Consider the following 24640-nt stretch of genomic DNA (forward strand, 5'->3'; position numbering starts at 1 on the left):
CCTCCTGCAGTGCAGCCAGCCAGCAGTGCAGCCAGCCAGCCGATCGCGGGCGGCTTCGGCCACCACAGGGGTGGTGACGACATTGCCGGCTTCAGTGGCAGTCGGCGGCCCCCAAACCCTGCAAGAAACAGCATGCCTTGCCGCCGACGGCTCAGTTGCCGCGCTGCGCCGGCTGCACCCGCACGCGCACTTCGTCGCTGTCCTGCGCCGGTTGCGAGGCCGGTGCGGCGGCTGGCGCGACAGCCGGGGTGGGCGCGGCGGCCTGGTTGCCGCGATGACGCAGCACCGTCACCAGCGCCACCGCGCCGATCGCCAGCAGCAGCGCGACGCGCAGCCGCCAGGCCCAGCGCTTGCCGCTGTCCGGGACCGCCTGCGAGCGGAATTCGCTCAGGTACGGCAGCGTCTGCGCCGGGTCCTGGCGGGTGCTGTCGATCAGGCCGGACTCGCGCAGCAGGGCGCGCGCGCGCGGCTGGTCGTCGGCGTGCACCACCCACACCGTCGGCTGCACCTGCGTCGCCACCGGGTCGATGTAGCTGAACTGGCCGCTGCGCCGGCTGCGGTAGGAACGGCCGTTGCTCAGCCGCACCTCGATGCCTTGCTCGCGCAACAGCTTGGCCACGCCTTCGGCGGTTTCCACGCGTTGACTGCTGAAGATCTGCCGCATCGTCGTCGCCTCAGTCCTTGGCCGGAACCTGCGCCGCGGCGCCGGCCTCGGGCACCACGCGGATCAGGCCTTCCTGCGCGGTGCTGGCGACCAGCACCCCGTCGCGGGTGAAGAACTGGCCGCGCGCCAGGCCGCGCGAGCCCTGCGCGCTGGGGCTGTCCAGCGAGTACAGCAGCCAGTCGTCGGCGCGGAACGGGCGGTGGAACCACAGCGCGTGGTCGAGCGAGGCCATCTGCACGTTCGGCGTGTAGTAGCTGATGCCGTGCGGAAAGGTCGCGGTGCCGAGCAGGTGGAAATCCGAGGCGTAGGCCAGCAGCGCCTGGTGCAGTTCCGGCGCGTCGCCGACCGGCTCGCTCAGGCGCAGCCACATCTGCTGGAACGGCGGGCGCTTGGGCGGGTTCAGTTCGTCGCGCGGGTACACGTGGCGGAACTCGAACGGGCCGCCGCGCGAGAGCCAGCGCTGCACCTTGGTCGGCAGCGTCGCCAGCACGTCCGGACGCGCGGCCTGGGTCGGCTCGATGTCTTCCGGCTGCGGCACTTCCGGCATCTTCAGCTGGTGGGTGGCGCCGTCTTCGCGCTCCTGGAACGAGGCGGCGCAGAAGAAGATCACCTTGCCGTGCTGGACCGCGGTGACCCGGCGCACCGAGAAACTGCCGCCGTCGCGGGTGCGGTCCACGTCGTAGACGATGGGGTGGTCGATGTCGCCGGCGCGCAGGAAATAGGCGTGCAGCGAATGCGCGCGGCGGCCGTTGTCCACCGTCGCCTGCGCCGCCGACAGCGCCTGCCCCAGCACCTGCCCGCCGAACACGTACTTGGTGCCGATGTCGCGGCTCTGGCCGCGGAACAGGTTGTCCTCCAGCCGTTCCAGCGACAGCAGTTCGATCAGTTCGGACACGACGGGAGCGGGCGGCTTGGCGGACAAGAGGCGGGGCCTGGGCGAGGAATGCCCACGATTATACCGGGCCGCCCGCGCCCGCCTGCGTGCCGGCGCGGCTCAGCGCTTGCCCAGCCTGGCCACCAGCGCGTACAGCGCGGCCTGGGTGTCCGGCGCCTGCCAGCCGTCGACGAAGCGCTCGAGCTGGATGTGCTCGTCGGCCAGCGCGGCGCGCAGGTCGGCGCGGGCGATCGCGCGGGTCTGCAGTATCGGCTGCCGCGGCAGTTTCAGCAGCTCCTGCAGCCAGGCCACCGCACGTGCGACCACCAGTTCCGCGTCGACCAGTTCGTCGACCAGGCCGATTTCCAGCGCCCGCTCGGCGCTGACCAGCTCGCCGGCGACCAGCAGCCGTTCGGCGCGGTGTGCGCCGACCACGCGCCGCAGCAGGCGCTGGATGCCTTCCGGCGCGACCAGGCCGACCTGGGTCTCGTTGAGCCCGATGCTGACCGGGTGCGCCGGCTCGGGACTGCGCGCCATCACCCGGTAGTCGCAGCACAGCGCCAGCACGCAGCCGCCGGCCGGCGCGTGACCGGTCAACGCGGCCACCACCGGGATCGCGCTGTCGGCCAGCGCGCGGGCGGCGCCGAAGAACTGCTGCCAGCTGTCGAGCAGCTTGGCGCGGTCGCTGCCGTGCCCGAGCAGATGCGGCACGTCCATGCCGGCGGAGAAGATGCGCTCGCTGCCGGACAGCACCAGCGCGTGCACCGCGTCGGCCTGCGCCTGCGCGATCGCCGCGGCCAGGTCGGCGCACAGGGCGGTGTCGAGCGCGTTGACCGGCGCGCGCGCCAGGCGCAGTTGGCGGATGGGGCCGTGGTCGAGAACCTGGATCAGCGAGGTCATGCGAAAGCTTCCGAAGGCGGCGCGGTGCGGGACCGCTATCATAGGGCCATGAAGCTCAAACCATCCGCATGCGTACGGGGGCTGGCCATCGGGCTGGCGTGTTTGGCCGGGTTGGCGCCGGGGGCGGCCTTCGCGGCGCCGGCGGCGGCCAAGGCAGATGGTTGCCTGCCGCAGTGGCAGGCGGGTTGGGCAAGGCTGCCGCCAAGCGCGGCGATGCCGATGGCCGCCGGTTTCGGCCGCCTGCACAACCCGTGCAAGCAGGCGCTGGCGGTGGTGTCGGCGCGCAGCCCGGCGTTCGCCGACGTTAGCCTGCACCAGACCACGCAGGTGGATGGGGTCAGTAAGATGCGCGAGATCGAGCGCCTGCCGCTGGCCGCCGGCGCCGATGCGGTGCTGCAGCCCGGCGGCCTGCACCTGATGCTGATGCAGCCGGCGCAGCCGCTGCGCGAGGGGGCGAGCCTGCCGATCACCTTCGTGCTGGAGGACGGGCGCGAAGTGCAGGGCGAGCTGAAGGTGGGTGCGGCCAAGCCGTAGCGGGGTGGCCGAGCGGTGGCGATTGCGATGGCGATCGCCACGATTGCCGCTGCACCCTTTGGGTTCGGCGCGTCGCGACTGAAGTCGCTCCCACAGCACCTCCGGCCAACACGATGGAGTCCTGTAGGAGCGGCTTCAGCCGCGACAGGCATTACCGGTAAAGCCGGTCGCGGCTGAAGCCGCTCCTACAAGGGCGGGGATTCGGGATTCGGAATTGGGGATTAGCAAAAGCGATCTTGCGCGGGTCTGCCAATCCCGAATCCCGGCTTTCCACAGCCGAACGGCTGGTCATCCCGAATCCCCAATCCCCAATCCCGGCTTTTCAATCAGCTGCAGGCCGCGCGGATCTCGTCCGGCAGCGGCGCGCTCTTGCCGGTTTCGGTGTCGATCCACACCACCACCACGTTGCCGTCCGAGTGCAGCACGCTCTCGTCGGTCTGGTCGACGATGCGGTGGCCGACGGTGATGCTGCTGCTGCCCATGCGCTCGACGAACAGCTCCACCACGATGTCGTTCGGCCACACGATCGGGCGCCGGTAGTTGACGTTGGTCGCCGCCACCACCGGGGCGATGCGGTTGCGCATCGAAAAGCCTTCCACGTTCAGCAGCCAACGCACGCGCGCTTCTTCCAGGTAGGAGATGTACTTGGCGTTGTTGACGTGGCCCATGCTGTCCATGTCGCGCCAGCGCACGCTGATCGGCACGCGCGCCAGCGGCTTGTGCGAGGGGGAGGAATCGGTGGGGGATGCGCTCATCGTGCGGCCTTCTTGGTCGTGGTCTTTTTAGCCGCCTTCTTGGCGGCGGCCTTCTCGGCCTTGCTCTTGCGCGGCGGCAGCGCGTCGGGCTTGTTGGCCATCGCCGCCGGCTTGGTCGGCTTGGCCACGGTGCCGGCGGGCAGCAACTTGGCCAGGAACTGGCCAGTGTAGGAATCCGGATGCGCGGCGATGTCCTCCGGGGTGCCGGTGGCGAGGATGGTGCCGCCGCGATGGCCGCCTTCCGGACCCAGGTCCACCACCCAGTCCGCGGTCTTGATCACGTCCAGGTTGTGCTCGATCACGACCACGGTGTTGCCTTCGTCGCGCAGCTTGTGCAGCACGCCCAGCAGCGCTTCGATGTCGTGGAAGTGCAGGCCGGTGGTCGGCTCGTCGAGGATGTACAGGGTGCGGCCGGTATCGCGGCGCGACAGTTCCTTGGACAGCTTCACCCGCTGCGCCTCGCCGCCGGACAGGGTGGTCGCGCTCTGCCCGAGCTTGATGTAGCTCAGGCCGACATCGACCAGCGTCTCCAGCTTGCGCGCGATGGTCGGCACCGGCTCGAACAGCCGCAGCGCGTCCTCCACGGTCATCTGCAGTACGTCGTTGATGTTGAAGCCCTTGTACAGGATCTCCAGCGTCTCGCGGTTGTAGCGCTTGCCGTGGCACACGTCGCAGGGCACGTACACGTCGGGCAGGAAGTGCATCTCGACCTTGATCAGGCCGTCGCCCTGGCACGCCTCGCAGCGGCCGCCGCGCACGTTGAAGCTGAAACGGCCCGGCGAATAGCCGCGCGCGCGCGATTCGGGCACCTGCGCGAACAGCTCGCGCAGCGGCGTGAACAGGCCGGTGTAGGTGGCCGGGTTGGAGCGCGGGGTGCGCCCGATCGGCGACTGGTCGATGTCCACCACCTTGTCGAACAGGTCCAGGTGTTCGATCTCGCGGTACGGCGCCACCGTATGCGAGGCGCCGTTGATCTCGTTGGCGGCCAGGGTGAACAGGGTGTCGTTGATCAGCGTCGACTTGCCCGAGCCGGACACGCCGGTGACGCAGGTCAGCAGCCCGGCCGGGATGTCCAGGTCCACGTTCTTGAGGTTGTTGCCGGTGGCCCCGCGCAGGTGCAGGGTCATCTTCGGATTGGCCTTGTGCCGCTTGGCCGGGATCTCGATGCGGCGCTTGCCGGACAGGTACTGGCCGGTCAGCGAGCGCGGCGCCTTCAGCAGGTCCGCCACCGTGCCCTGGCCGACGATCTCGCCGCCGTGCACGCCGGCGCCGGGGCCGATGTCCAGCACGTAGTCGGCCAGGCGGATCGCGTCCTCGTCGTGTTCGACCACGATCACCGTGTTGCCCAGGTCGCGCAGCCGCGTCAGCGTGCCGAGCAGGCGCTCGTTGTCGCGCTGGTGCAGGCCGATCGACGGCTCGTCGAGCACGTACATCACCCCGACCAGGCCGGCGCCGATCTGGCTGGCCAGGCGGATGCGCTGCGCCTCGCCGCCGGACAGCGTGTCGGCCTTGCGTTCCAGGGTCAGGTAATCCAGGCCGACGTCGACCAGGAAGCCGAGCCGCTCGGCGATCTCCTTGACGATCTTGCTGGCGATCTCGCCGCGCCAGCCGGGCAGGTCGAGCTGGCGGAAGAAGGTCAGCGCGTCGTCGATCGGCAGCACCACCAGGTCCGGCAGCGGACGGTCGGCGACGAACACGTTGCGCGCGGCCTTGTTCAGGCGCGCGCCCTTGCAGTCCGGGCACGGCCGCTGGCTGATGTACTTGGCCAGTTCCTCGCGCACCGCCGGCGATTCGGTCTCGCGGTAGCGGCGTTCCAGGTTGGGGATGATGCCTTCGAAGCGGTGCTTGCGTTGGGTGCGACCGCCGGCATCGGTGAAGTAGGTGAAGGTGATGGTCTCGTCGCCGCTGCCGTACAGCACCGCCTGGCGCACGCTCGCCGGCAGCGACTGCCACGGCGCGTCCACGTCGAACTTGTAGTGCTTGGCCAGCGAGGCGATCAGCTGGAAATAGTAGGCGTTGCGCCGGTCCCAGCCGCGCACCGCGCCGGCCGACAGCGACAGCTCCGGATGCACCACCACGCGCTCGGGATCGAAGAACTCGGCCACGCCCAGGCCGTCGCAGCTCGGGCACGCGCCCATCGGCGCGTTGAACGAGAACAGCCGCGGTTCCAGCTCCGGCAGCGAGTAGTCGCAGACCGGGCAGCTGTACTTGGAGGAAAACAGGTGCGGCGCGGCGGCGGTGTCGTCCAGCGATTGCACCGACACCATGCCGTCGGCCAGCTTCAGCGCGGTCTCGAAGCTCTCGGCCAGGCGCTGCTTGATGTCCTCGCGGGGGCGGAAGCGGTCGATCACCGCCTCGATGGTGTGCTTCTGGCGCAGCGCCAGCGCCGGCACCGCGTCGATCTCGTACAGCTCGCCGTCCACGCGCACGCGCACGAAGCCCTGCGCGCGCAGCTGCTCGAACACCTGCGCGTGCTCGCCCTTGCGGTCGCGGATCACCGGCGCCAGCAGCATGTAGCGCTGCTCGGGGTCCAGGCTCAGGATGTGGTCGACCATCTGGCTGACCGTCTGCGCCTCCAGCGGATAGCCGTGGTCGGGGCAGCGCGGCTGGCCGACGCGCGCGTACAGCAGGCGCAGGTAGTCGTAGATCTCGGTGATGGTGCCGACCGTGGAGCGCGGGTTGTGCGAGGTCGACTTCTGCTCGATCGCGATCGCCGGCGACAGGCCTTCGATGTGGTCGATGTCGGGCTTTTCCATCACGCTGAGGAACTGCCGCGCGTACGCCGACAGCGACTCCACGTAGCGGCGCTGGCCTTCGGCGTAGATGGTGTCGAACGCCAGCGACGACTTGCCCGAGCCGGACAGGCCGGTGATCACGATCAGCTTGTCGCGCGGCAGGTCGAGGTCGAGGTTCTTGAGGTTGTGCGTCCGCGCGCCGCGGATGCGGATGAAATCCATCGCCATGAGGGGTCCGTGTTGTGCCGGCCGGGCGACAGCCCGGGGCCAGCGTGGGGGCGGAGAGGGGACGGCAATCGATCAGCGTACCCAGCTTGTCAGGTGGGGGCAATTGCCGGATTTGCCAGGATTCGGGGCGGGCCGCGGCTGGCCGGTTCAGCCAATCGCGACGGGGCGCCGGGGCCGCATCCGCGCCGGACCGGGGACTTGACCCTAACCCGCTGAAGCCATTACAATTCCGCTCCTGTCTGCCCGAAGAGGCACGGCAGGGGCGACCACAATAACTACAGAGGAAGTCTGGTCATGTACGCAGTACTGGTAACCGGCGGTAAGCAATACCGCGTCGCGCAGGGCGAAACGCTCCGCGTGGAAAAGCTCGAAGTCGAAGCCGGCAACGAGATCAAGTTCGACAACATCCTGATGCTGGGCGACAGCGACGGCATCAAGCTCGGTGACGCGCTGAACGGCGCCACCGTCACCGCGAAGGTCGTGGCCCATGGCCGCGCCGACAAGGTGCGCATCATCAAGTTCCGCCGCCGCAAGCACCACATGAAGCGTCAGGGACATCGTCAGCATTACACCGAAATCGAGATCACCGGCATTGCCGGTGGCGACAAGAAGTAAGGAGCAGCAGTCATGGCACACAAAAAAGGCGTAGGTTCCTCGCGCAACGGCCGCGACTCCAACCCGAAATACCTGGGCGTGAAGATGTTCGGCGGCCAGGCGATCGAGGCGGGCAACATCATCGTGCGTCAGCGCGGCACCCAGTTCCACCCGGGTTCGGGCGTCGGCCTGGGCCGCGACCACACCTTGTTCGCGCTGGTCGACGGCAAGGTCGAGTTCTCGGTGAAGGGCGCCAAGAAGCGTCGCACCGTGAGCGTGGTCGCCGAAGCGGCGACTGCCGAGGCGTAAGCGTTTCGCCTCCAGGGCCTGCGCCACGGCGCGGGCTTGCTGACGAAAGCCCCGCTTCGGCGGGGTTTTTCGTTGGAGGGCCGGGATATTGGGATTGGGGATTGGGGATTCGCGAAAGCGGATCCCGCCGAGTCCCTGATTCGTTGCCTCCGTTCTTTGCCGGGGCCGCTAAACTGCGGCATCCGGTGGTTTTTCCAATCCCGAATCGCGAATCCCAAATCCCATGAAGTTGGTAGACGAAGCAGAAATCCAGGTCAGTGCCGGCAATGGCGGCAACGGCTGCATCGGCTTCCGCCGCGAGAAGTTCATCCCGCTGGGCGGGCCGGACGGCGGCGATGGCGGCAACGGCGGCAGCGTGTGGCTGGTCGCCGACGAGAACCTCAATACCCTGGTCGATTTCCGCCATCAGCGCGCGTTCCGTGCGCAGCGCGGCGAGAACGGCATGGGCCGGCAGATGTACGGCAAGGCCGGCGAAGATCTGGTCATCACCGTGCCGGTCGGCACCGTGGTGATCAACGTCGATACCGACGAGACCATCGGCGACCTGGTCGCGCACGGCGACAGGCTGCTGGTCGCGCAGGGCGGCAAGGGCGGCCTGGGCAACATGCATTTCAAGAGCTCGGTGACGCGCGCGCCGCGCAAGGCGACGCCGGGCGAGGAGGGCGAGGAGCGCGTGCTGAAGCTGGAGCTGAAGCTGCTCGCCGACGTCGGCCTGCTCGGCTTCCCCAATGCCGGCAAGAGCACTTTCATCCGCGCGGTGTCCGCGGCCACGCCGAAGGTCGCCGACTATCCGTTCACTACGCTGTATCCGAACCTGGGCGTGGTCAGCGTCGAGGCCTACCGCAGTTTCGTGATCGCCGACATTCCGGGCCTGATCGAGGGCGCGGCCGATGGCGCCGGCCTGGGTGCGCAGTTCCTGCGCCATCTGCAGCGCACGCGTCTGCTGCTGCACCTGGTGGATCTGGCGCCGATGGAAGGCGGCGTGGATGGCGTGTCGCCGACCGAGCAGGTGCGCGCGATCGAGCGCGAGCTGGAAAAGCACGACCCGGAGCTGCTGGCCAAGCCGCGCTGGCTGGTGCTGAACAAGGCCGACCTGCTGTTCGAGGACGAGGCGCGCACGCTGGCCGAGCAGGTCGTCGCCGAACTCGGCTGGACCCAGCCGTGGTACCTGGTGTCGGCGCTGGGCCGCGACGGCACCTGGCCGATCATGAAGGACGTGATGGCGTTCTTCGACCGCCAGCGCGAGGATGCGCTGGAGGCGGCCGCCAATGCGCCTGCCGCCGATGCGCTCTGAGCGCGGCGGCCGGTCCGGCGCACGGTTGTCGCCAACGGATCGCACGCACACGAAAAACCCGGCCGAGGCCGGGCTTTTTCGTAGTGCCGGAAGCGCTGGCGCCTCCGGCAACGACCACAGCCGGTTAGGCGGCGGTCTTGATCGCCTTGATGCGGGCGGTCAGGCGGCTCTTGTGGCGCGCAGCCTTGTTCTTGTGGATCAGACCGCGCGAGCTGAAACGGTCGAGGATCGGCTGGGCAACGGCGAAAGCGGCTTCGGCGCCGGCGGCGTCGTTGGCGTCCAGGGCCTTGATGACCTTCTTGACGGCGGTGCGCAGCATCGAACGCTGAGCCGTGTTGCGCGCGTTGCGCACGACGGTCTGCTTGGCGCGCTTCTTGGCGGACTTGATATTGGCCACGGTGGTGGTTTCCTGGAAAGCTGTGTGGTGGATAAAAACAAGCGGGAGAGTATGAAGGTTCTAAACAACTGCGTCAAGCCAATTGTCAAGAGGGTCGCTGCATGAGCGCGCCGCGCATGTCCCGCGGGCTGCTTTCGTTCAGCAGCATGACCATGGTCTCGCGCGTGCTGGGGCTGGTACGCGATCAGGCTATCACCATTTCGTTCGGCGCCAACGCGACCACCGACGCTTTCTGGGTCGCGTTCCGCATTCCGAACTTCCTGCGCCGGCTGTTCGCGGAAGGCTCGTTCGCCACCGCCTTCGTGCCCGTGTTCACCGAGGTCAAGGAAACCCGGCCGCATGCCGACCTGCGCGCGCTGATGTCGCGGGTGTCCGGCACCCTGGGCGGGATCCTGCTGCTGGTCACCGCGCTGGGGCTGATCTTCACCCCGCAGGTGGCGCTGCTGTTCAATCCCGGCTCCAGCGACGACCCGGCCAAGTTCGGCCTGATCGTGGACCTGCTGCGGCTGACCTTCCCGTTCCTGCTGTTCGTGTCGCTGACCGCGCTGGCCGGCGGTGCGCTGAACAGTTTCAACCGTTTCGGTTTGCCGGCGCTGACGCCGGTGATCCTCAATCTGTGCATGATCGCCGGCGCGCTGTGGCTGGCGCCGAAGCTGGAGGTGCCGATCCTGGCGATGGGCTGGGCGGTGCTGGTCGCCGGCGCGCTGCAGCTGTTGTTCCAGCTGCCGGCGTTGCGCGGCATCGACCTGCTGACCCTGCCGCGCTGGGGCTGGAGCCATCCGGACGTGCGCCGGGTGCTGACGCTGATGGTGCCGACCCTGTTCGGCTCCTCGATCGCGCAGATCAACCTGCTGCTGGACACGGTAATCGCCTCGTTCCTGTTCGCCGGCTCGCAGAGCTGGCTGTCGCAGGCCGACCGCTTCCTGGAACTGCCGCTGGGCGTGTTCGGCGTGGCGCTGGGCACGGTGATCCTGCCGGCGCTGTCGCGGCACCACGTCAAGACCGACCACGCCGGCTTCTCCAATGCGCTGGACTGGGGCCTGCGCACCACGCTGCTGATCGCGGTGCCGGCGATGCTGGGGCTGATGCTGCTGAGCCAGCCGCTGGTGGCCACGCTGTTCCAGTACGGCAAGTTCACCGCGTTCGACACGCGCATGGCGGCGATGTCGGTGTTCGGGCTGAGTTTCGGCCTGCCCGCGTTCGCGCTGCTGAAGGTGCTGCTGCCGGCGTTCTACTCGCGCCAGGATACGCGCACCCCGGTGCGCGCCGGCGTGGTCGCGCTGGTCGCGAACATGGTGCTGAACCTGCTGTTCCTGGCGATCCTGTACCAGCTGTGGGTGCCGGCCGAGCTGCGCGCGCAGGGCGTGCGCGCGGCGCTGGCGGCGGTGCCGGGCCTGCACCTGGCGCTGGGCCTGGCCAGCGCGGTGGCCAGCTACATCAACCTGTCGTTGCTGTGGCGCTGGCTGCGCCGCGCCGAGGTGTACCGGCCGCGGCCGGGCTGGGCGGGCTACCTGCTGCGGCTGGGCGTGGCCTGCGCGGCGATGGCCGCGGTGCTGGGGCTGGGCCTGCACTGGCTGCCGGGGTTCACCACCATGGACAAGTGGCACCGCATCGGCAGCCTGCTGGCGCTGGTCGGCGGCGGCGGGGCGGTGTACCTGCTGGCGTTGCTGGCGCTGGGCTTCCGGCCGCGGGATCTGCGCGAGCATTGACGGCCGGGATATTGGGATTGGGGATTGGGGATTCGCAAGTGCGGCATTTGCGCTTTCTGTAGGAGGGGTTTCAACCCCGATGCTCTGCCGGTAAGGCGTCGGGGCTGAAGCCCCTCCTACAGAAAAGCGGCGCCCGCCTCGGTCCGATGGCCTGGCGGCGATTCCACTGGCGGCGGGCCTGCCGTCCCGGGTCTTGCCACTCCCCGCTATACTCGACGGTTACGCATCATCGGCCGGCGCATTCCAGCGCCGGCGCTTCGGACCGAGGAATGAGCAGGCTGTTTAGAGACGTCGAGGGCGGGACTTTGTTCCCGCAGGGAAGCGTGGTCTGCATCGGCGCCTTCGATGGCCTGCATCTGGGCCACCGCGCGCTGGTGCGCCATGCGCTGGCGCGTGCCCGCGCGCTGGGGGTGCCGGCGGTGGCGTTGAGCTTCGAGCCGCTGCCGCGCGAGTTCTTCGCGCCGGCCTCGCCGCCGCCGCGGCTGACCCTGCCGCGGGCCAAGGTCGAAGGCCTGCAGCAGCTCGGCATGGACAGCGTGGGCCTGCTGCGTTTCGATCTGCGCCTGTCGTCGATGAGCGCGCAGGACTTCGTGCAGCGCACCCTGGTCGAGCGGCTGCAGGCGCGCGAGGTGTGGATCGGCCCGGCGTTCCGTTTCGGTCACAAGCGCGGCGGCGACATCGCGCTGCTGCGCGAGATGGGCGCGCACCTGGGCTTTTCCGCCGGCGAGATTGAGCCGGTGCACCTGCGCGAGGAGCGCATTTCCAGCACCCGGATCCGCGAACTGCTGGTGGCCGGCGAATTCGCCCATGCCGCCGAACTGCTCGGCCGCCCGTACGCGATCGACGGCCGCGTGGTGCGCGGCAAGCAGCTCGGGCGCACCCTTGGCTATCCCACCGCCAACCTGCGCTTCCCGCGCACGCCGGCGCTGTCGGGCATCTACGCGACCTGGGTGCACGGGGTGACCGAGCAGCCGTGGCCGTCGGTGTCCAGCTTCGGCACGCGGCCGACGGTGCAGGGCGTGGAGCCGCTGCTGGAAGCGCACCTGTTCGATTTCCACGGCGACCTGTACGGACGCCACATCGCCGTGGAATTCGTCGCCAAGCTGCGCGACGAAGAAAAGTTCTCCGATCTGCCGGCGCTGACCGAACAGATGCATCGCGACGCCGCGCTGGCCCGGCGCCTGCTCGCGTCGGCGCAGCGCCCCGCGCTGCCGCCCGCACAAGCCCGCGCCTCCGCGCGCGGACTCTCCACTGAAGACAACCGGTAAATCCCCGTGACCCAGGACTACAAAGCCACCCTCAACCTGCCGGCGACGGACTTCCCGATGCGCGGCGATCTGCCCAAGCGCGAGCCGGACACGCTGGCCCGCTGGGAGAGCGAGGGGCTGTACGCGCAGTTGCGCGACAACGCCCAGGGCCGGCCGCTGTTCGTGCTGCACGACGGCCCGCCGTACGCCAACGGCGCGATCCACCTCGGCCATGCGGTCAACAAGATCCTCAAGGACATCATCGTCAAGTCCAAGTACATGGCCGGCTTCGATGCGCCGTACATCCCGGGCTGGGACTGCCACGGCCTGCCGATCGAGATCGCGATCGAGAAGAAGTACGGCAAGGTCGGGGTCAAGCTGGATGCGGCGCAGTTCCGGCAGAAGTGCCGCGAGTACGCCAACGAGCAGATCGACATCCAGCGCCGCGATTTCAAGCGCCTGGGCGTGATCGGCGACTGGGACAACCCGTACCGCACGCTCGACTTCCATTTCGAAGCCAACGAGATGCGCGCGCTGGCCCGGATCGTCGACAACGGCCACCTGACCCGCGGCGTGAAGCCGGTGCACTGGTGCTTCGATTGCGGCTCGGCGCTGGCCGAGGCGGAGATCGAATACGCCGACAAGCAGTCGCCGACCGTGGACGTGGCCTACACCGCGCGCGACGGCGCGGCGCTGGCCGCCGCGTTCGGCGTCGCGCTGCCGGAGGATGTGGAAGTCGCGGTGCCGATCTGGACCACCACGCCGTGGACGCTGCCGGCCTCGCTGGCGGTGTCGCTGGGGCCGGACCTGAGCTACGCCCTGGTCGAGGGCCCGGCGCACGACGGTCGCCGCCGCTGGCTGGTGCTGGCCGATGCGCTGGCCGAGCGCGCGCTGCAGCGCTACGGCGTGACCGAGGTGGTGGTGCACGGCCGCGTCGCCGGCGCGGCGCTGGAGCACCAGTTGCTGGCGCATCCGTTCTACGACGAGCGCGACATCCCGCTGATCCTCGGCGACCACGTCTCCGACGAGGACGGTACCGGTGCGGTGCACACCGCGCCCGGGCACGGCCAGGAAGACTACGTGGCGGCCAAACAGTACGGCCTGATCGAGCGCTACACCGCCGCACAGATCAATCCGATCGACGGCCGCGGCGTGTACCTGCCGTCGACTCCGCCGGCCGACGGCGTGGCGCTGGCCGGGCTGCATATCTGGAAGGCCAACGACACCATCGCCGAGGTGCTGGCCGCGCGCGGCGCGCTGCTGGCGCACGCGAGCATGGTCCACAGCTACCCGCACTGCTGGCGGCACAAGACCCCGATCGCGTTCCGCGCCACGCCGCAGTGGTTCATCTCGATGGAGCAGGCCAACCTGCGCGCCGATGCGCTGAAGGCGATCGAGGGCGTGCACTGGTATCCGTCCTGGGGCCAGGCGCGCATCGCCGGCATGGTCGCCGGGCGCCCGGACTGGACCATCTCCCGGCAGCGCACCTGGGGCGTGCCGATCGCGCTGTTCCTGCATCGCGAGACCGGTGAGCCGCATCCGCGCAGCACCGAACTGATGCGCCAGGTCGCCGACCGCGTCGAGGAGAGCGGGGTGGACGTGTGGTACACGCTCGACGCCGCCGAACTGCTCGGCGACGAAGCCGCCGACTACGACAAGATCACCGACATCCTCGACGTGTGGTTCGATTCGGGTGTGACCCACGAGGCGGTGCTGGCCGAGCGCGGCATTCCCAAGCCGGCCGACCTGTACCTGGAAGGGTCGGACCAGCATCGCGGCTGGTTCCAGTCCTCGCTGCTGACCGGCGTGGCGCTGGACCAGGCGGCGCCGTACCGGCAGTGCCTGACCCACGGCTTCACCGTGGACGAGCACGGCCGCAAGATGTCCAAGTCGCTGGGCAACGGCATCGAGCCGCAGGACATCATGAAGACGCTGGGCGCGGACATCCTGCGCCTGTGGATCGCCTCCAGCGACTACAGCAACGAGATGTCGCTGTCGCAGGAGATCCTCAAGCGCAATTCCGACGCCTACCGGCGCCTGCGCAACACCGCGCGCTTCCTGCTCGGCAACCTGCATGGCTTCAATCCGGCCGCGCACCTGCGCACCCTGCCGGAGCTGGTGGCGCTGGACCGCTGGATCGTGCATCGCGCCTACGAGGTGCAGGAGCAGATCAAGGCCGCCTACGCGCGCTACGACTTCGCCGCGATCGTGCAGGCGCTGCTGAACTTCTGCAGCGTGGACCTGGGTTCGCTGTACCTGGACGTGACCAAGGACCGGCTGTACACCATGCCGGAGGACTCGCACGGCCGGCGTTCGGCGCAGAGCGCGATGTTCCATGTCGCCGAAGCGTTCGTGCGCTGGATCGCGCCGATCATGAGCTTCACCGCCGACGAACTGTGGGGCTACCTGCCCGGCGCGCATGTCGGCAACGTGCTGTTCGCGACCTGGTACGAAGGCCTGGCGCCGCTGCCGGAAGATGCGCCGCTGAGCGCGGCCGATTTCGAGCAGCTGCTGGCGCTGCGCGAGCAGGTGGCCAAGGTGCTGGAGCCGATGCGCGGCAACGGCGTGATCGGCGCGGCGCTGGAGGCGGAGATCACCGTCGCCGCCGACGCGGCCACCGCCGCCAAGCTGCAGCCGCTGCAGGAGGAACTGCGCTTCCTGTTCATCAGCGGCGACGTGGTGGTGCGCGAGGCCAGCACCGACGAGATCTTCGTCAGCGCCCAGGCCACCAGCAAGCAGAAGTGCGTGCGCTGCTGGCACCACCGCGCCGACGTGGGCGTGGATCCGGCGCACCCGGACCTGTGCGGCCGCTGCGTCGGCAACGTCGAAGGACCGGGCGAGGAGCGCCACTGGTTCTGATCCGCCCCTGCGCGGCAGGGGCGGCGGCGACGCGTTCGCCGTCGCCGCCGGCGTCCCCGCGTAGATTTTCGTTGCATCCATCCTTCGCCCGAGGCGGACCCCGCGCATGACCGTACGACCCAACCCCTCCGCCCTGATCTGGCTGCTGCTGTCCGCGCTGGTGATCGGCCTGGACCAGTGGAGCAAGGCCTGGGTGCTGTCCAGCCTGCCCGAGTTCACCGCGGTGCCGGTGATCGACGGCTTCTGGAATTGGTACCGGACCTACAACACCGGCGCCGCGTTCAGTTTCCTGAGCCAGGCCGGCGGCTGGCAGCTGTGGTTCTTCACCGCGCTGGCGGTGGGCATCAGCGGCCTGCTGGCCTGGTGGCTGGCGCGCACCCCGCGCGGCGACTGGCGCAGCGCAATGCCTTACGCCCTGGTCATCGGCGGCGCGATCGGCAACGTGATCGACCGGCTGATGCACGGCCACGTGGTCGATTTCATCCAGTGGTACGTGGGCGACCACTACTGGCCTTCGTTCAACATCGCCGACTCGGCGATCGTCGCCGGCGCCGTGGGCATCGCCCTGTTCGGCGTGTTCGACGGCAAGTCGAAGCGAAAAGCGGGATAATTGGCGCATGGACGTCCTGCTTGCCAATCCCCGTGGTTTCTGCGCCGGCGTCGACCGTGCGATCGAGATCGTCAAACGCGCCATCGAGACCCTGGGCGCGCCGATCTACGTGCGCCACGAGGTGGTGCACAACCGCTTCGTGGTCGACGACCTGAAGCAGCGCGGCGCGATCTTCGTCGAGGAACTGGACGAGGTACCCGACGGCAACACGGTCATCTTCAGCGCCCACGGCGTGTCCCAGGCGGTGCGCCAGGAGGCCGAGCGGCGCGGGCTGAAGGTGTTCGACGCGACCTGCCCGCTGGTCACCAAGGTCCATTTCGAGGTGGCCCGGCACTGCCGCGCCGGCCGCGACGTGGTGCTGATCGGTCACGCCGGCCACCCCGAGGTGGAGGGCACGATGGGCCAGTGGAACCGCGAACGCGGCGCCGGGCGCATCTACCTGGTCGAGGACATCGAGCAGGTCGCCACGCTGGACATCCAGCAGCCGGAGAACCTGGCCTACACCACCCAGACCACGCTGTCGGTGGACGACACCCGCGGCATCATCGACGCGCTGCGCGCGCGCTACCCGGCGATGCAGGGGCCGAAGAACGACGACATCTGCTACGCCACCCAGAACCGCCAGGACGCGGTGCGCGACCTGGCCAAACAGTGCGACCTGGTCCTGGTGGTCGGCTCGCCGAACAGCTCCAATTCCAACCGGCTCAGCGAGCTGGCGCGACGCGACGGGGTGGAGTCCTACCTGATCGACGGCGCCGACGAGATCGACCCGGCCTGGGTCGCCGGCAAGCGCCGCATCGGCCTGACCGCCGGCGCCTCGGCGCCGCAGGTGCTGGTGGACGGGGTCATCGCGCGGCTGCGCGAGCTGGGCGCCGACGGCGTCGGCGAACTGGCCGGCGAACCGGAGTCGATGGTGTTCGCCCTGCCCAAGGAACTGCGCCTGCGCCTGGTCAATTGACCGGCGGCCGGCGCCCCCCTAGAATTGGCGGTTCAGCCGGAATAGCTCAGTTGGTAGAGCGGCGCATTCGTAATGCGTAGGTCGTAGGTTCGATTCCTATTTCCGGCACCAGATGCAGCGAAGAACCCCGGCCTTGGTCGGGGTTTTTTGTTTGTCTGCAGGGGCGGAATCTTCAGAAATTGATCCGTCAAGAGAGATTTGAGGCCTGTCCGCTTCCAATCGCGTGTTTTGCAATCTCACAGGTTCCAGATTCGACACCTGTTTCCGGCCCCGGATTCAATAGTCTTGGTGGCGAAGCGAGTAACGAGAGGGTCCGGATGATCCTGGGCTCATTAGCTCGTGTCCTCTGGTTTCCACTTGGTCTTCTGCGCCATAGGCCCAAACGTCATTGTTCCCACTACCAGTCTGCCCCCGATCACGGGAACTTCCGCGGTGCTCAGAGTGGGCGACATCGTGGCATAGGGTGCTATTTGGGGGGCATCTGAGGCCGATGTTGAAAACACGGTGTGGTAGCCGAAACGGACAATCATCCTGTTCACGAACGCGATTCGATCTGGATCGGTTAGTGCACCATGCCGAACGCCATCAAAAAGGAACTCTTCCGCATGACGTGGATTCCAGCCGTAGAGAAGCAAATCCGGTGCCATAGGAAAGAAGAGATCAATAGGGCCGTTCTGTGTGATGCGATAGGGTTGAATAAGGTCCTCCTCCATGGATGGGTCGAACCAAATGACCGGATTGTCGCTTGTCAGAAGAGGGACCTCCGTTTCATTCCGAAGAATTCCGAAGTTGAGACTGTTGAAGACTTTCTCACAGGCCTCCAGCGCCACCGCGATGCCGCGTAGAGACGATTGTGGGGACACTGTGATTTCCAGGTCGTCCAATATGTCTTCTCTACCACCTGGGATCGGTGGAAGCTTTCCTTGGGCATGGAGTTGACGCGCCGTGGCCAGAATTCCAGCAGCCTGGAATCTTTCATAACTGTCACGCGTGGCAGGAACACGCGCACGTTGCAGTGCAATGTACTCAAGAAGCCGTGCTAGATCGTTGCCTAGCAATTCCGAGCGGTTTCGCGCAGCGGCCAGGGACGCGGGCCAGTCGTTTTCTACGAGCTGAAAGGCATCTTCCAGGCTGTTTGTATCAAAGGTCCCATCAGCCTTGTCGAATCCGTAGTAGTAGTTAGTGAATCCGATGTTCTCGGGCTTGCAGACGAATGGCTTCGTCGGGTCCGCCTTGCGGTATACATGGAGCGACCCTTCAATGGCTGTAAAGCCCTTGAGGTAGGTAACTGGGACGAAGTGGTGCTTTCGCTTTTCGTACATGCGCGATTGGAGGTCAAGGGCTTAGCGATAATAGTCCTGCCTCGATCTTGATCAGACATCGTAGATGACGCAAATGGGCGCTACGACCTATCGTTCATACATCTAACAACTAGTTATGGCACTCGCCTGAATGCGCCGCCACTGCCACGTCGCAGGGTCTCCCTGCGCGGTTTGCATGCGATGCTCAGCGGCCGTCGCGCAGCAGTTGCCGAGTAAAGATGCCGTCCTGTTAGCCTTTTAGTTGGTACTGGCCGACCAGGAGGATGATCGCTTCGCCGTTGCGCACGCCGGCCTTCGAGACGGTCGAGCCGGGGATCAGGTCGCGGACGATGCGTAGAGATTCGGTCAGTACCGCAGGGGCGAAGCCGAGTCCGTAGCGGCGCATGGTTTGCGAGACGCGTTCGAAGCAGGGGCAGGGCGGCGCCATCGAGCATGGCGTGCAGTTGGGGACTGCGTCCTCACCGAGGTGGTCGCGGAGCAGCACTTCCAAGTCGGCGATGCCGAGCGGCTTTGTCGAGTTGCTGCAGGAGTAGGCTAACCAGACTTTGTCTTGGAATCAGCCTCGGCCGCCGGCGCTTCCTTCCCGCTTTGCACATGCGACAACGCATGCCCCACGCCCAGGTTGATCCCCGCCCCGATCAGCAGGGTGATGGTCGAGGCAACCGCACTGCGCCATAGGGCGATCCGCATCCGGTGGCGGAACCAGACGATCTGCACGCACCAGAACCACAGCACCGCTGCCAGGATCATGCAGGCGCCGGGCAATTCGGCGTCGGTGCCGATCAGGAGCAGCGAGCCGCCGATGGACACCACCAGGGCGAAGGGCGCGACCAGGTAGCACTGTTCGTAGAACGGGCCGCGCAGGGTCTGGCGGTTGATCGGGATGCGCTCGCCGACCAAGTAGCAGGCCGCGCCGGCGAGTGACCAGACGCCGAAGGCGATGGTGCGGTAGAGCAGCAGGTTCTGCTCGGAGGCCAGCAGCGCGTCGGCCAGGGAGCCGGAGTCGGTCGGGGTCTGCGCGCGGATTTCCAGGTCGACCAGGTGGGCGATGAGAATGCACAGGATCAACAGCAGGGGCGGGCTGATCGAGTCGCCGAAGCGCTGTTCGTCGTCGGCCGAGGCCAGTTCGCGCTCGGCGTAGGTGGCCATGCGGCGCGGGCTGAACATGATGCGCAGCAGGGTCTGCGGCAGCAGGATCAGCCAGGTCAGCGCTTCGTAGACGAAGTCTTCGAAGGACTTGAGGATCTTCAGGAAGTCCATCGCGCGCTCCTGTCGTTCGCTTGTCTGCTGGGCCCCGCCGATGCACGGGATGGCCTCAACGCTGCGCCCGCAGGCGGCTCGAGGCCGAGGCTAGCAGACCCGCGATCCGTGCCTGCGTGAAGCCTGTCCCGCTCATTCCGGAGGCTGAAACCGTGTCAGGCGCATGCCCGGGCAGGAGTCGATCGATCATGGCGCAGGCGCGGTGGCGGGCAGCGAGCAGGCGATCTGCGCGCTGCCCGGCTTGCGCCGCCACTGCCATGTCGCCATGGTTTCCCCGCGCGGCTTGTACGAGACCGTCAACGGCTTGCCCTCGCGCAGCAGCTGCAGGGTGAGGATGCCGTCCTGTTCGCCCTGCAACTGATCCTGGCCGACCGGGCGGGTGATCTCGTCGCCGTTGCGCACGCCCGCCCTGGCGGCGGCCGAGTCGGGGATCAGGTCGCGGACGATGCGCGGGGATTCGGTCAGCACGGCTGGGGCGAAGCCGAGTTCGTAGCGGCGCATGGGCTGCGAGATGCGTTCGAAGCAGGGGCCGAAGGCGTCGCTGGCCGGGAGCGGTGCGGCGCCGTCGAGCATGGCGTGCAGTTGGCGCACCGCGTCCTCGCCGAGGTTGTCGCGCAGCAGCGCTTCCCAGTCGGCGATGCCGAGCGGCTTGTCGCCTTGTCGGCGGTGCAGCATCGCCAGGATCAGATCGTCCAGCGATTTGCGGCCGCCGCTCGCTTTGCGCATCGCGTCGTCCACGGTGACGAAATACAGGAAGCCGCGATCGTAGGGCAGGGTGCGGATGCGGGTGTCCTGCCAGAACTTCGTGGACACTTCGCTGTTGGGGGCGTTGCCGAGGAGGTTGGTGTAATAGCGGGCGGCAGTGAAGTTGAGGTCTTTCAGGAACGTATCGGCGTCGATCATGCCGTAGCGGAACGGCAGGCGCGCCTGGTAGAACACCGCAGTGCCTTCGTTGAACCAGGAATCGGCGAGCGTCTCGCCGTCGTACTGCGAACTCATGTGCGGCTGGAAGGTGTGGAACATCTCGTGGGCGAGGGTCAGTTCCAGCTGTTCCGGATCGTTGCCGCGGTCGTCGTCGTAGGTGACGATGAAGGAGTTGTACATGCCCATGCCGCCGCCGGGGTTGACCCGGTTGCGGCGCAGGAACACGCCGTACGGCGTGGCCGGCACGGCGAAGAACGCCTGGTAGTGCTGGCGCAGTTGTTGGGTCCATTCCAGCAGTTTTTGCGCGTCGAACGGGGTGTTGCCCTGCCACGCGGAGAAGAAGCCGGTGGCGTCGGGCGCCTGCGGGTACAGGCCGATCTTGCCGGCCATGAAGTAGCTGCTGTCCAGTGCTTCCATGTCCACGTCGCGGGCGTTGCGGTCCTGCAGGCTGCTCACGGCATGCGCGCCGGCGCCCAGCGCGGATAGGTCCCAGTGCAGTTCGATGTCGTGCCGGCCGCTGGTCGGATGCAGCAGGAAGGTGGCGCCGGCGCCGGAGAAGGCGCCTTCCTCGCTGCGCAGTTCGATCGGCGGTGCGGCGCCGCGCGCGGCCAGCGCTTCGGTCATCGCCGCGCGATAGGAAAAGCGCAGGGTGCCGGCGACAGCGCGGTCGGCATACCACTCGCGCTGCCGGGCCGGGCCTTCGCCCTGGTCGCGATAGCGCAGTTGCACGGCGCCGCGGTCGTCGCGCGCGGCCAGTTCGCCGACGCTGGCAGCGATGGTGGGCACGTTGCTGGTCACGTGCGGCATCGCCAGCACGGTGGTGCCGGCCGGCGTGGCCGGCAGCGGGATGGCTTCGTCCACCAGCAGTGCCTCGATCCTGCTGCCGGCGGCGTCCGCCTGCGCATGGATGGTGATCGCGTAGGGCGCATCGGTCGCGGCCAGGGCCGGAGACGCGGCCGCGGCGAGGGCGAGGAACAGGCAGCGTTGGCGTGGCATCTTCATCGGCAAGGGTCGCGGCAGGTGGGGATCAGGGCGAACAGCGGGCGGCCAGCGCCGGATCGACGGCGAAGCGCCAGGCGTCCACGCGCGCGCTGCGCGGCAGGTAGTCGATCTGCACCGGCTTGCCGTCGCGCTCCAGTTTCAGTTGCATGTGCGTGTGCTCATCGGCCATCGCCTGTTCCAGCGGGGTGTAGTCGACGATGCGGTCGTTTTCCTGCACCCCGGCACGGGCGGCGGCAGATTCGGGCAGCAGGTTCTTGACCACGCCCATGCGCATGCGATCGAAACCGAGTTCGAACGGCTGGTGCGGCGCCGGCACCACGCGGTAGCAGCCATACGCCGGCGCGGGCGGCACGATCAGCTTGCCGGCGACCATCGCGTCGAACTCGCTGCCGGCGCCGGCGCCGAGTTCGCGCACCACCATCGCGCGCCATTCGGGTACGCCGATGGTCTCGCCGGCGCGCTGGCGCTTGAGCACTTCCAGGACAAGGTCGTCCACCGAATGCGCCTGCCGGCCGTGCTGGCGCAGCTGCGCATCGACGCTCACCAGGTACATGAAGCCGCGGCCGTACGGCACGCGCTGGGCGCGCGCGTCCTTCCAGAAACGTTCGCCGGCGGCGCTGTTGTCGAGCGCGCGGAACGGGTTGTCGTAGTAGCCGTCGGCGCGGTGGTTGATCGCCTGCAGGAAGGCGTCCTTGTCGTACACGCCGGCGCGCAGCGACAGCAGCAGCGAGTAGAACTCGGCGGTGCCTTCGGTATACCAGGCGGTGAGCGCGTGTTCCTCGCCGTCGAGCTTGGGCCAGGTATGGGCCATCTCGTGCGCCAGCAGCGCCTGCGGACCCTCGGCGATGGTCTGGCCCTGCGGCCCGTAGCCGAACATGAAGGAGTGCGCCAGGCCGGTGCCGCCGCCCGCTGGATAGGGATTGCGGCGGGCGAAGGCGCGATAGTCCGAGCCGTCGTCGCCGAAGAAGCGCGCCATGTAGCGGTACAGCTGCCCGGTCTGCTTGGCCAGCAGTTGCGCGTCGAACGGGGGGGTGTCCATCCAGTAGAAGTGGAAGACGTCGTCGTCGTTTTCCGGCACCCGGTGCATCGCGCCGACGGCGTAGTAGGAGAAGCGCAGCAGGTCGGTCGGCGCGGTGGTGCGCTGCTCGCCTTCGCCGACGCTCCACACGCCGCGCGCACCGGCCGGCAGTGCGCTCAGGTCCCAGCGCAGATGGATCCGGCGCGGCGCCTCGCCCGGCGGCAGCGCCATGAAGTAGACGCCGGCGCCCATCAGGCCGCCGTCCTGCGCGCGCAGGTCGAACAGCGGGCCGTTGCGGGTGTCGGCATCGACGGCGCGCGGCGGCGTGGCGTAGTCCACGTCGACGTCGCCGACGCTGGCGCGGGTGGCGAGGTAGTTGCGGTACTTGCCGGACGGATCCGGCGCTTCGTCGACCGCGCGCAGCGGCAGGACGCCGCGCGCGTCGCGCACCTGGATCTGTTCGGCGCTGTAGGCGGCGGTCGGCGTGGACACCAGTTCCACCGGCATGCGCAGCAGCGGCGCGCCTGCGGCGACCTTGGGCGCGGGCAGGTGCAGGTGCACCTGCAGCGCGCCGATCCGGCCGGCGTCGGCCTTGGGCGTGAGTACCACGTCGAGCGGGACCGGAGCTGTCGGCGGTTCGGCGGCGAGCGCGGCGCAGGCCGGCGCCAGGAGCAGGACGAGGGGGAGCCAGCGGAAGGTGCGTGCGGTCATGGTGTGGCCTGGGGCAGGTAGGCGATGCATTCGATTTCCACCTTGGCGCCCAGCGCCAGAGCGTTGGCGCCGATGGCGCTGCGTGCGGGCAGGTGGCCGGGTTTGAAACGGCGCACGTACAGGGCGTTGAACGCGGGCCATTGCGCCATGTCGGTCAGCATCACCGTGCACTTGGCGACGTCGTCCATGCCGGCGCCGGCCAGGGCCAGGGCGCTGGCGACGTTGTCCAGCGCGTTGTTGGCCTGGGCGCTGAAATCCTCGGGCAATCCGCCCGGCGCGGCGCTGCCGATCTGGCCGGAGACGTAGAGCGTATCGCCGGCACGCACCGCGGCCGAGAACGGCGCGCCGGGCGCGGTGCCGTAGTGATGCAACGCTGCCGGCGCGGCCTGTGCGGTCCATGGCAGCAGCGTGCACAGCAATAGCAATGGGAGTCGCTTCATGACAGGGCCTCGATCAGGCGTTCGACATCGTCGCTGCCGTTGTAGAACGACGGCGACACGCGGAAGTAGTTGCGGTACAGGGTGACTTCGACGCCGGCGGCCTTCAGCTTCGGCGCCAATCGCTTGCCGACGTCGCGCTGGGCGAAGGACACCAGCGCGGAGCTGGAATCGGGCGGGGTCATCGCGTCGAAGCCGAGCCGCGGGATCGCGGCGTGCAGGCGCGCCAGCAGCGGTTGCCGCCATTTCTGGATCGCGTCCACGCCGATGCGCTCGATCAGTTCCAGCGAGGTCGCCAGCGCGGCGGCGGCGGAATTGTTGAGCGTGCCGACCTCGATCTTGCCGGCCAGGCCGCCGATCGCCTGCGTCTCCAGCGGCGGCTCGCCGGGCGGGTCGAACGGCAGGATGTGCGAGACCGTTTCGCCTTCCTGGCGGTAGCCCCATACCATCTGCCGCAGCGCGTCCTGGCTGGCGCGGCGCGCATACATCACGCCCAGGCCGAAGTCGCCCATCAGCCATTTGTAGGTGGAGCTGGCGGCGAAATCCACGCCGCTGCCGTGCAGGTCGATCGGGGTGTTGCCGGCGGCCTGGATCAGGTCGGCGTAGACCAGCGCGCCGCGGCTGTGGGCGAGGTCGCAGACCGCCTTGAGGTCGTGCTGGAAACCGTTGACGCTGGACACCAGTGTCAGCGCGACCAGGCGCGTGCCCGGGGTGATCGCCTTGTCCAGATCCTCCAGGCGGATGCGGTTGTCGCGCGGGCGCACCACCTGCACGTCGAGGCCGCGCTTGGCCAGTTCCATGTACATGAACAGCGAGCCGTTGAAATGGTAGGCGTCGGTGACCACGCGCTGGCGGCTGTGGGGGATGCCCAAGCCGTTGAGTACCAGGTTCTCGCCGAACATGGTGCTGGGAATCCACGCCAGTTCGTCGCGGTCCGCATGCAGCAGCCGGCCGAGCGCGGCCATCGCGCGCGCGCGGTCGCCGCCCATGTCGACCTTGTCGGCCCCGGCGTTCATCAGCCGCGCATCGAGGAAGCCGCGTTGCGCCTGCGCGGCGGCGCGGCTGACCGGATGCATGTAGGCGCCGTTGAGATAGCAGCCGGCGATCTCGAAGGCCTGGTTGAGGCCTTGCAGGCCGCGTGCGGGCGTGGACGCAGTGGCTGTGGCCGCGGCGGCATTGCCGGCGAGGCCGGACAGCGCGGCGGACAGCGGCAGCGCGCCGGCGGCCGCCAGCAAGTGCCGGCGGGTGGGATCGAAACGGGGCGAGCGCGTGTCCATGGTGGCGTTCCGGCAGGCGAGG

22 protein-coding genes and 1 tRNA gene are annotated in these 24640 nt (G+C 68.3%); 10 read left to right on the top strand and 13 right to left on the bottom strand.

From position 1 onward, the window contains the following. Window positions 1-151: 151 nt before the first annotated feature. From HDC36_RS20925 to HDC36_RS20935, 3 genes are all read right to left on the bottom strand, one after another. A complete protein-coding gene (locus tag HDC36_RS20925; RefSeq protein ID WP_179570789.1) occupies window positions 152-664 on the bottom strand; it encodes a DUF2007 domain-containing protein in 513 nt (170 codons plus the stop codon). A 10-nt stretch (window positions 665-674) separates the two neighbouring features. Continuing rightward, window positions 675-1586, bottom strand: coding sequence for an acyl-CoA thioesterase II (tesB, locus tag HDC36_RS20930; protein ID WP_179570790.1), 912 nt, complete (start codon window positions 1584-1586; stop codon window positions 675-677). A 72-nt stretch (window positions 1587-1658) separates the two neighbouring features. Further along, the gene (locus tag HDC36_RS20935) at window positions 1659-2438 is read right to left on the bottom strand and encodes an enoyl-CoA hydratase/isomerase family protein (RefSeq protein ID WP_179570791.1); all 780 of its coding nucleotides are present in this window, start codon (window positions 2436-2438) and stop codon (window positions 1659-1661) included. 48 nt (window positions 2439-2486) lie between these two features. Between HDC36_RS20935 and HDC36_RS20940 the strand changes: the two genes are divergently transcribed. Further along, window positions 2487-2972 (top strand): copper chaperone PCu(A)C, encoded by a 486-nt coding sequence (locus tag HDC36_RS20940; RefSeq protein WP_179570885.1) that lies wholly within the window; start codon window positions 2487-2489, stop codon window positions 2970-2972. A 326-nt stretch (window positions 2973-3298) separates the two neighbouring features. Here the strand turns inward: HDC36_RS20940 and HDC36_RS20945 are convergent, their stop codons facing one another. Both HDC36_RS20945 and uvrA read right to left on the bottom strand, forming a co-directional pair. Next, on the bottom strand, window positions 3299-3727 hold the full coding sequence (locus HDC36_RS20945; RefSeq protein WP_179570792.1) for a thioesterase family protein: 429 nt from the start codon (window positions 3725-3727) through the stop codon (window positions 3299-3301). Then, complete coding sequence (uvrA, locus tag HDC36_RS20950; RefSeq protein WP_179570793.1) at window positions 3724-6690, bottom strand: excinuclease ABC subunit UvrA; 2967 nt, start codon at window positions 6688-6690, stop codon at window positions 3724-3726. Before uvrA ends, HDC36_RS20945 begins: the two co-directional genes overlap by 4 nt. A gap of 294 nt (window positions 6691-6984) precedes the next feature. On the opposite strand from uvrA, the gene rplU reads away from it, so the two are divergent. The 3 genes from rplU (at window position 6985) to cgtA (ending at window position 8887) form a co-directional block, all read left to right on the top strand. Beyond that, window positions 6985-7305 (top strand): 50S ribosomal protein L21, encoded by a 321-nt coding sequence (gene rplU / locus HDC36_RS20955; protein WP_039005690.1) that lies wholly within the window; start codon window positions 6985-6987, stop codon window positions 7303-7305. 12 nt (window positions 7306-7317) lie between these two features. Beyond that, window positions 7318-7593: a 50S ribosomal protein L27 gene (gene rpmA / locus HDC36_RS20960; protein WP_179570794.1), complete on the top strand. Its 276-nt coding sequence runs from the start codon at window positions 7318-7320 to the stop codon at window positions 7591-7593. Between the two features lie 223 nt (window positions 7594-7816). After that, window positions 7817-8887: an Obg family GTPase CgtA gene (cgtA, locus tag HDC36_RS20965; protein WP_179570795.1), complete on the top strand. Its 1071-nt coding sequence runs from the start codon at window positions 7817-7819 to the stop codon at window positions 8885-8887. A 124-nt stretch (window positions 8888-9011) separates the two neighbouring features. Here the strand turns inward: cgtA and rpsT are convergent, their stop codons facing one another. Continuing rightward, window positions 9012-9284 (bottom strand): 30S ribosomal protein S20, encoded by a 273-nt coding sequence (gene rpsT / locus HDC36_RS20970; protein ID WP_003469619.1) that lies wholly within the window; start codon window positions 9282-9284, stop codon window positions 9012-9014. Between the two features lie 116 nt (window positions 9285-9400). Between rpsT and murJ the strand changes: the two genes are divergently transcribed. The 6 genes from murJ (at window position 9401) to HDC36_RS21000 (ending at window position 16778) form a co-directional block, all read left to right on the top strand. Next, a complete protein-coding gene (murJ, locus tag HDC36_RS20975) occupies window positions 9401-10993 on the top strand; it encodes a murein biosynthesis integral membrane protein MurJ (RefSeq protein WP_179570886.1) in 1593 nt (530 codons plus the stop codon). A 269-nt stretch (window positions 10994-11262) separates the two neighbouring features. Beyond that, window positions 11263-12261, top strand: a complete 999-nt coding sequence (locus HDC36_RS20980) for a bifunctional riboflavin kinase/FAD synthetase (protein WP_179570796.1) — start codon at window positions 11263-11265, stop codon at window positions 12259-12261. A gap of 6 nt (window positions 12262-12267) precedes the next feature. Next, window positions 12268-15099, top strand: a complete 2832-nt coding sequence (gene ileS / locus HDC36_RS20985) for an isoleucine--tRNA ligase (RefSeq protein ID WP_179570797.1) — start codon at window positions 12268-12270, stop codon at window positions 15097-15099. A gap of 106 nt (window positions 15100-15205) precedes the next feature. Beyond that, window positions 15206-15709, top strand: coding sequence for a signal peptidase II (lspA, locus tag HDC36_RS20990; RefSeq protein WP_179570798.1), 504 nt, complete (start codon window positions 15206-15208; stop codon window positions 15707-15709). Between the two features lie 7 nt (window positions 15710-15716). Next, on the top strand, window positions 15717-16667 hold the full coding sequence (gene ispH, locus HDC36_RS20995) for a 4-hydroxy-3-methylbut-2-enyl diphosphate reductase (RefSeq protein ID WP_179570799.1): 951 nt from the start codon (window positions 15717-15719) through the stop codon (window positions 16665-16667). Window positions 16668-16702: 35 nt separating this feature from the next. Next, a tRNA-Thr gene (locus HDC36_RS21000) sits at window positions 16703-16778 on the top strand. 221 nt (window positions 16779-16999) lie between these two features. Here HDC36_RS21000 and HDC36_RS21005 read toward each other — a convergent pair. The 7 genes from HDC36_RS21005 to HDC36_RS21035 all read right to left on the bottom strand — a co-directional run bounded on the left by HDC36_RS21005 (window position 17000) and on the right by HDC36_RS21035 (window position 24618). Continuing rightward, window positions 17000-17989: a DUF4238 domain-containing protein gene (locus HDC36_RS21005; protein ID WP_179570800.1), complete on the bottom strand. Its 990-nt coding sequence runs from the start codon at window positions 17987-17989 to the stop codon at window positions 17000-17002. A gap of 229 nt (window positions 17990-18218) precedes the next feature. After that, window positions 18219-18479 (bottom strand): hypothetical protein, encoded by a 261-nt coding sequence (locus tag HDC36_RS21010; protein ID WP_179570801.1) that lies wholly within the window; start codon window positions 18477-18479, stop codon window positions 18219-18221. A gap of 44 nt (window positions 18480-18523) precedes the next feature. Next, a complete protein-coding gene (locus tag HDC36_RS21015; protein WP_179570802.1) occupies window positions 18524-19249 on the bottom strand; it encodes a hypothetical protein in 726 nt (241 codons plus the stop codon). Between the two features lie 186 nt (window positions 19250-19435). Next, window positions 19436-21175: a peptidase M61 gene (locus tag HDC36_RS21020; RefSeq protein WP_179570803.1), complete on the bottom strand. Its 1740-nt coding sequence runs from the start codon at window positions 21173-21175 to the stop codon at window positions 19436-19438. A 25-nt stretch (window positions 21176-21200) separates the two neighbouring features. Beyond that, a complete protein-coding gene (locus tag HDC36_RS21025; RefSeq protein WP_179570804.1) occupies window positions 21201-22904 on the bottom strand; it encodes a hypothetical protein in 1704 nt (567 codons plus the stop codon). Next, the gene (locus tag HDC36_RS21030; protein ID WP_179570805.1) at window positions 22901-23344 is read right to left on the bottom strand and encodes a RidA family protein; all 444 of its coding nucleotides are present in this window, start codon (window positions 23342-23344) and stop codon (window positions 22901-22903) included. Before HDC36_RS21030 ends, HDC36_RS21025 begins: the two co-directional genes overlap by 4 nt. Beyond that, a complete protein-coding gene (locus tag HDC36_RS21035; RefSeq protein ID WP_179570806.1) occupies window positions 23341-24618 on the bottom strand; it encodes an aminotransferase class V-fold PLP-dependent enzyme in 1278 nt (425 codons plus the stop codon). The genes HDC36_RS21030 and HDC36_RS21035 overlap by 4 nt, the downstream gene beginning before the upstream one ends. Window positions 24619-24640: the final 22 nt, after the last annotated feature.

It is taken from the genome of Xanthomonas sp. JAI131 (assembly GCF_013410075.1).
Classification (GTDB): domain Bacteria; phylum Pseudomonadota; class Gammaproteobacteria; order Xanthomonadales; family Xanthomonadaceae; genus Xanthomonas_A; species Xanthomonas_A bonasiae.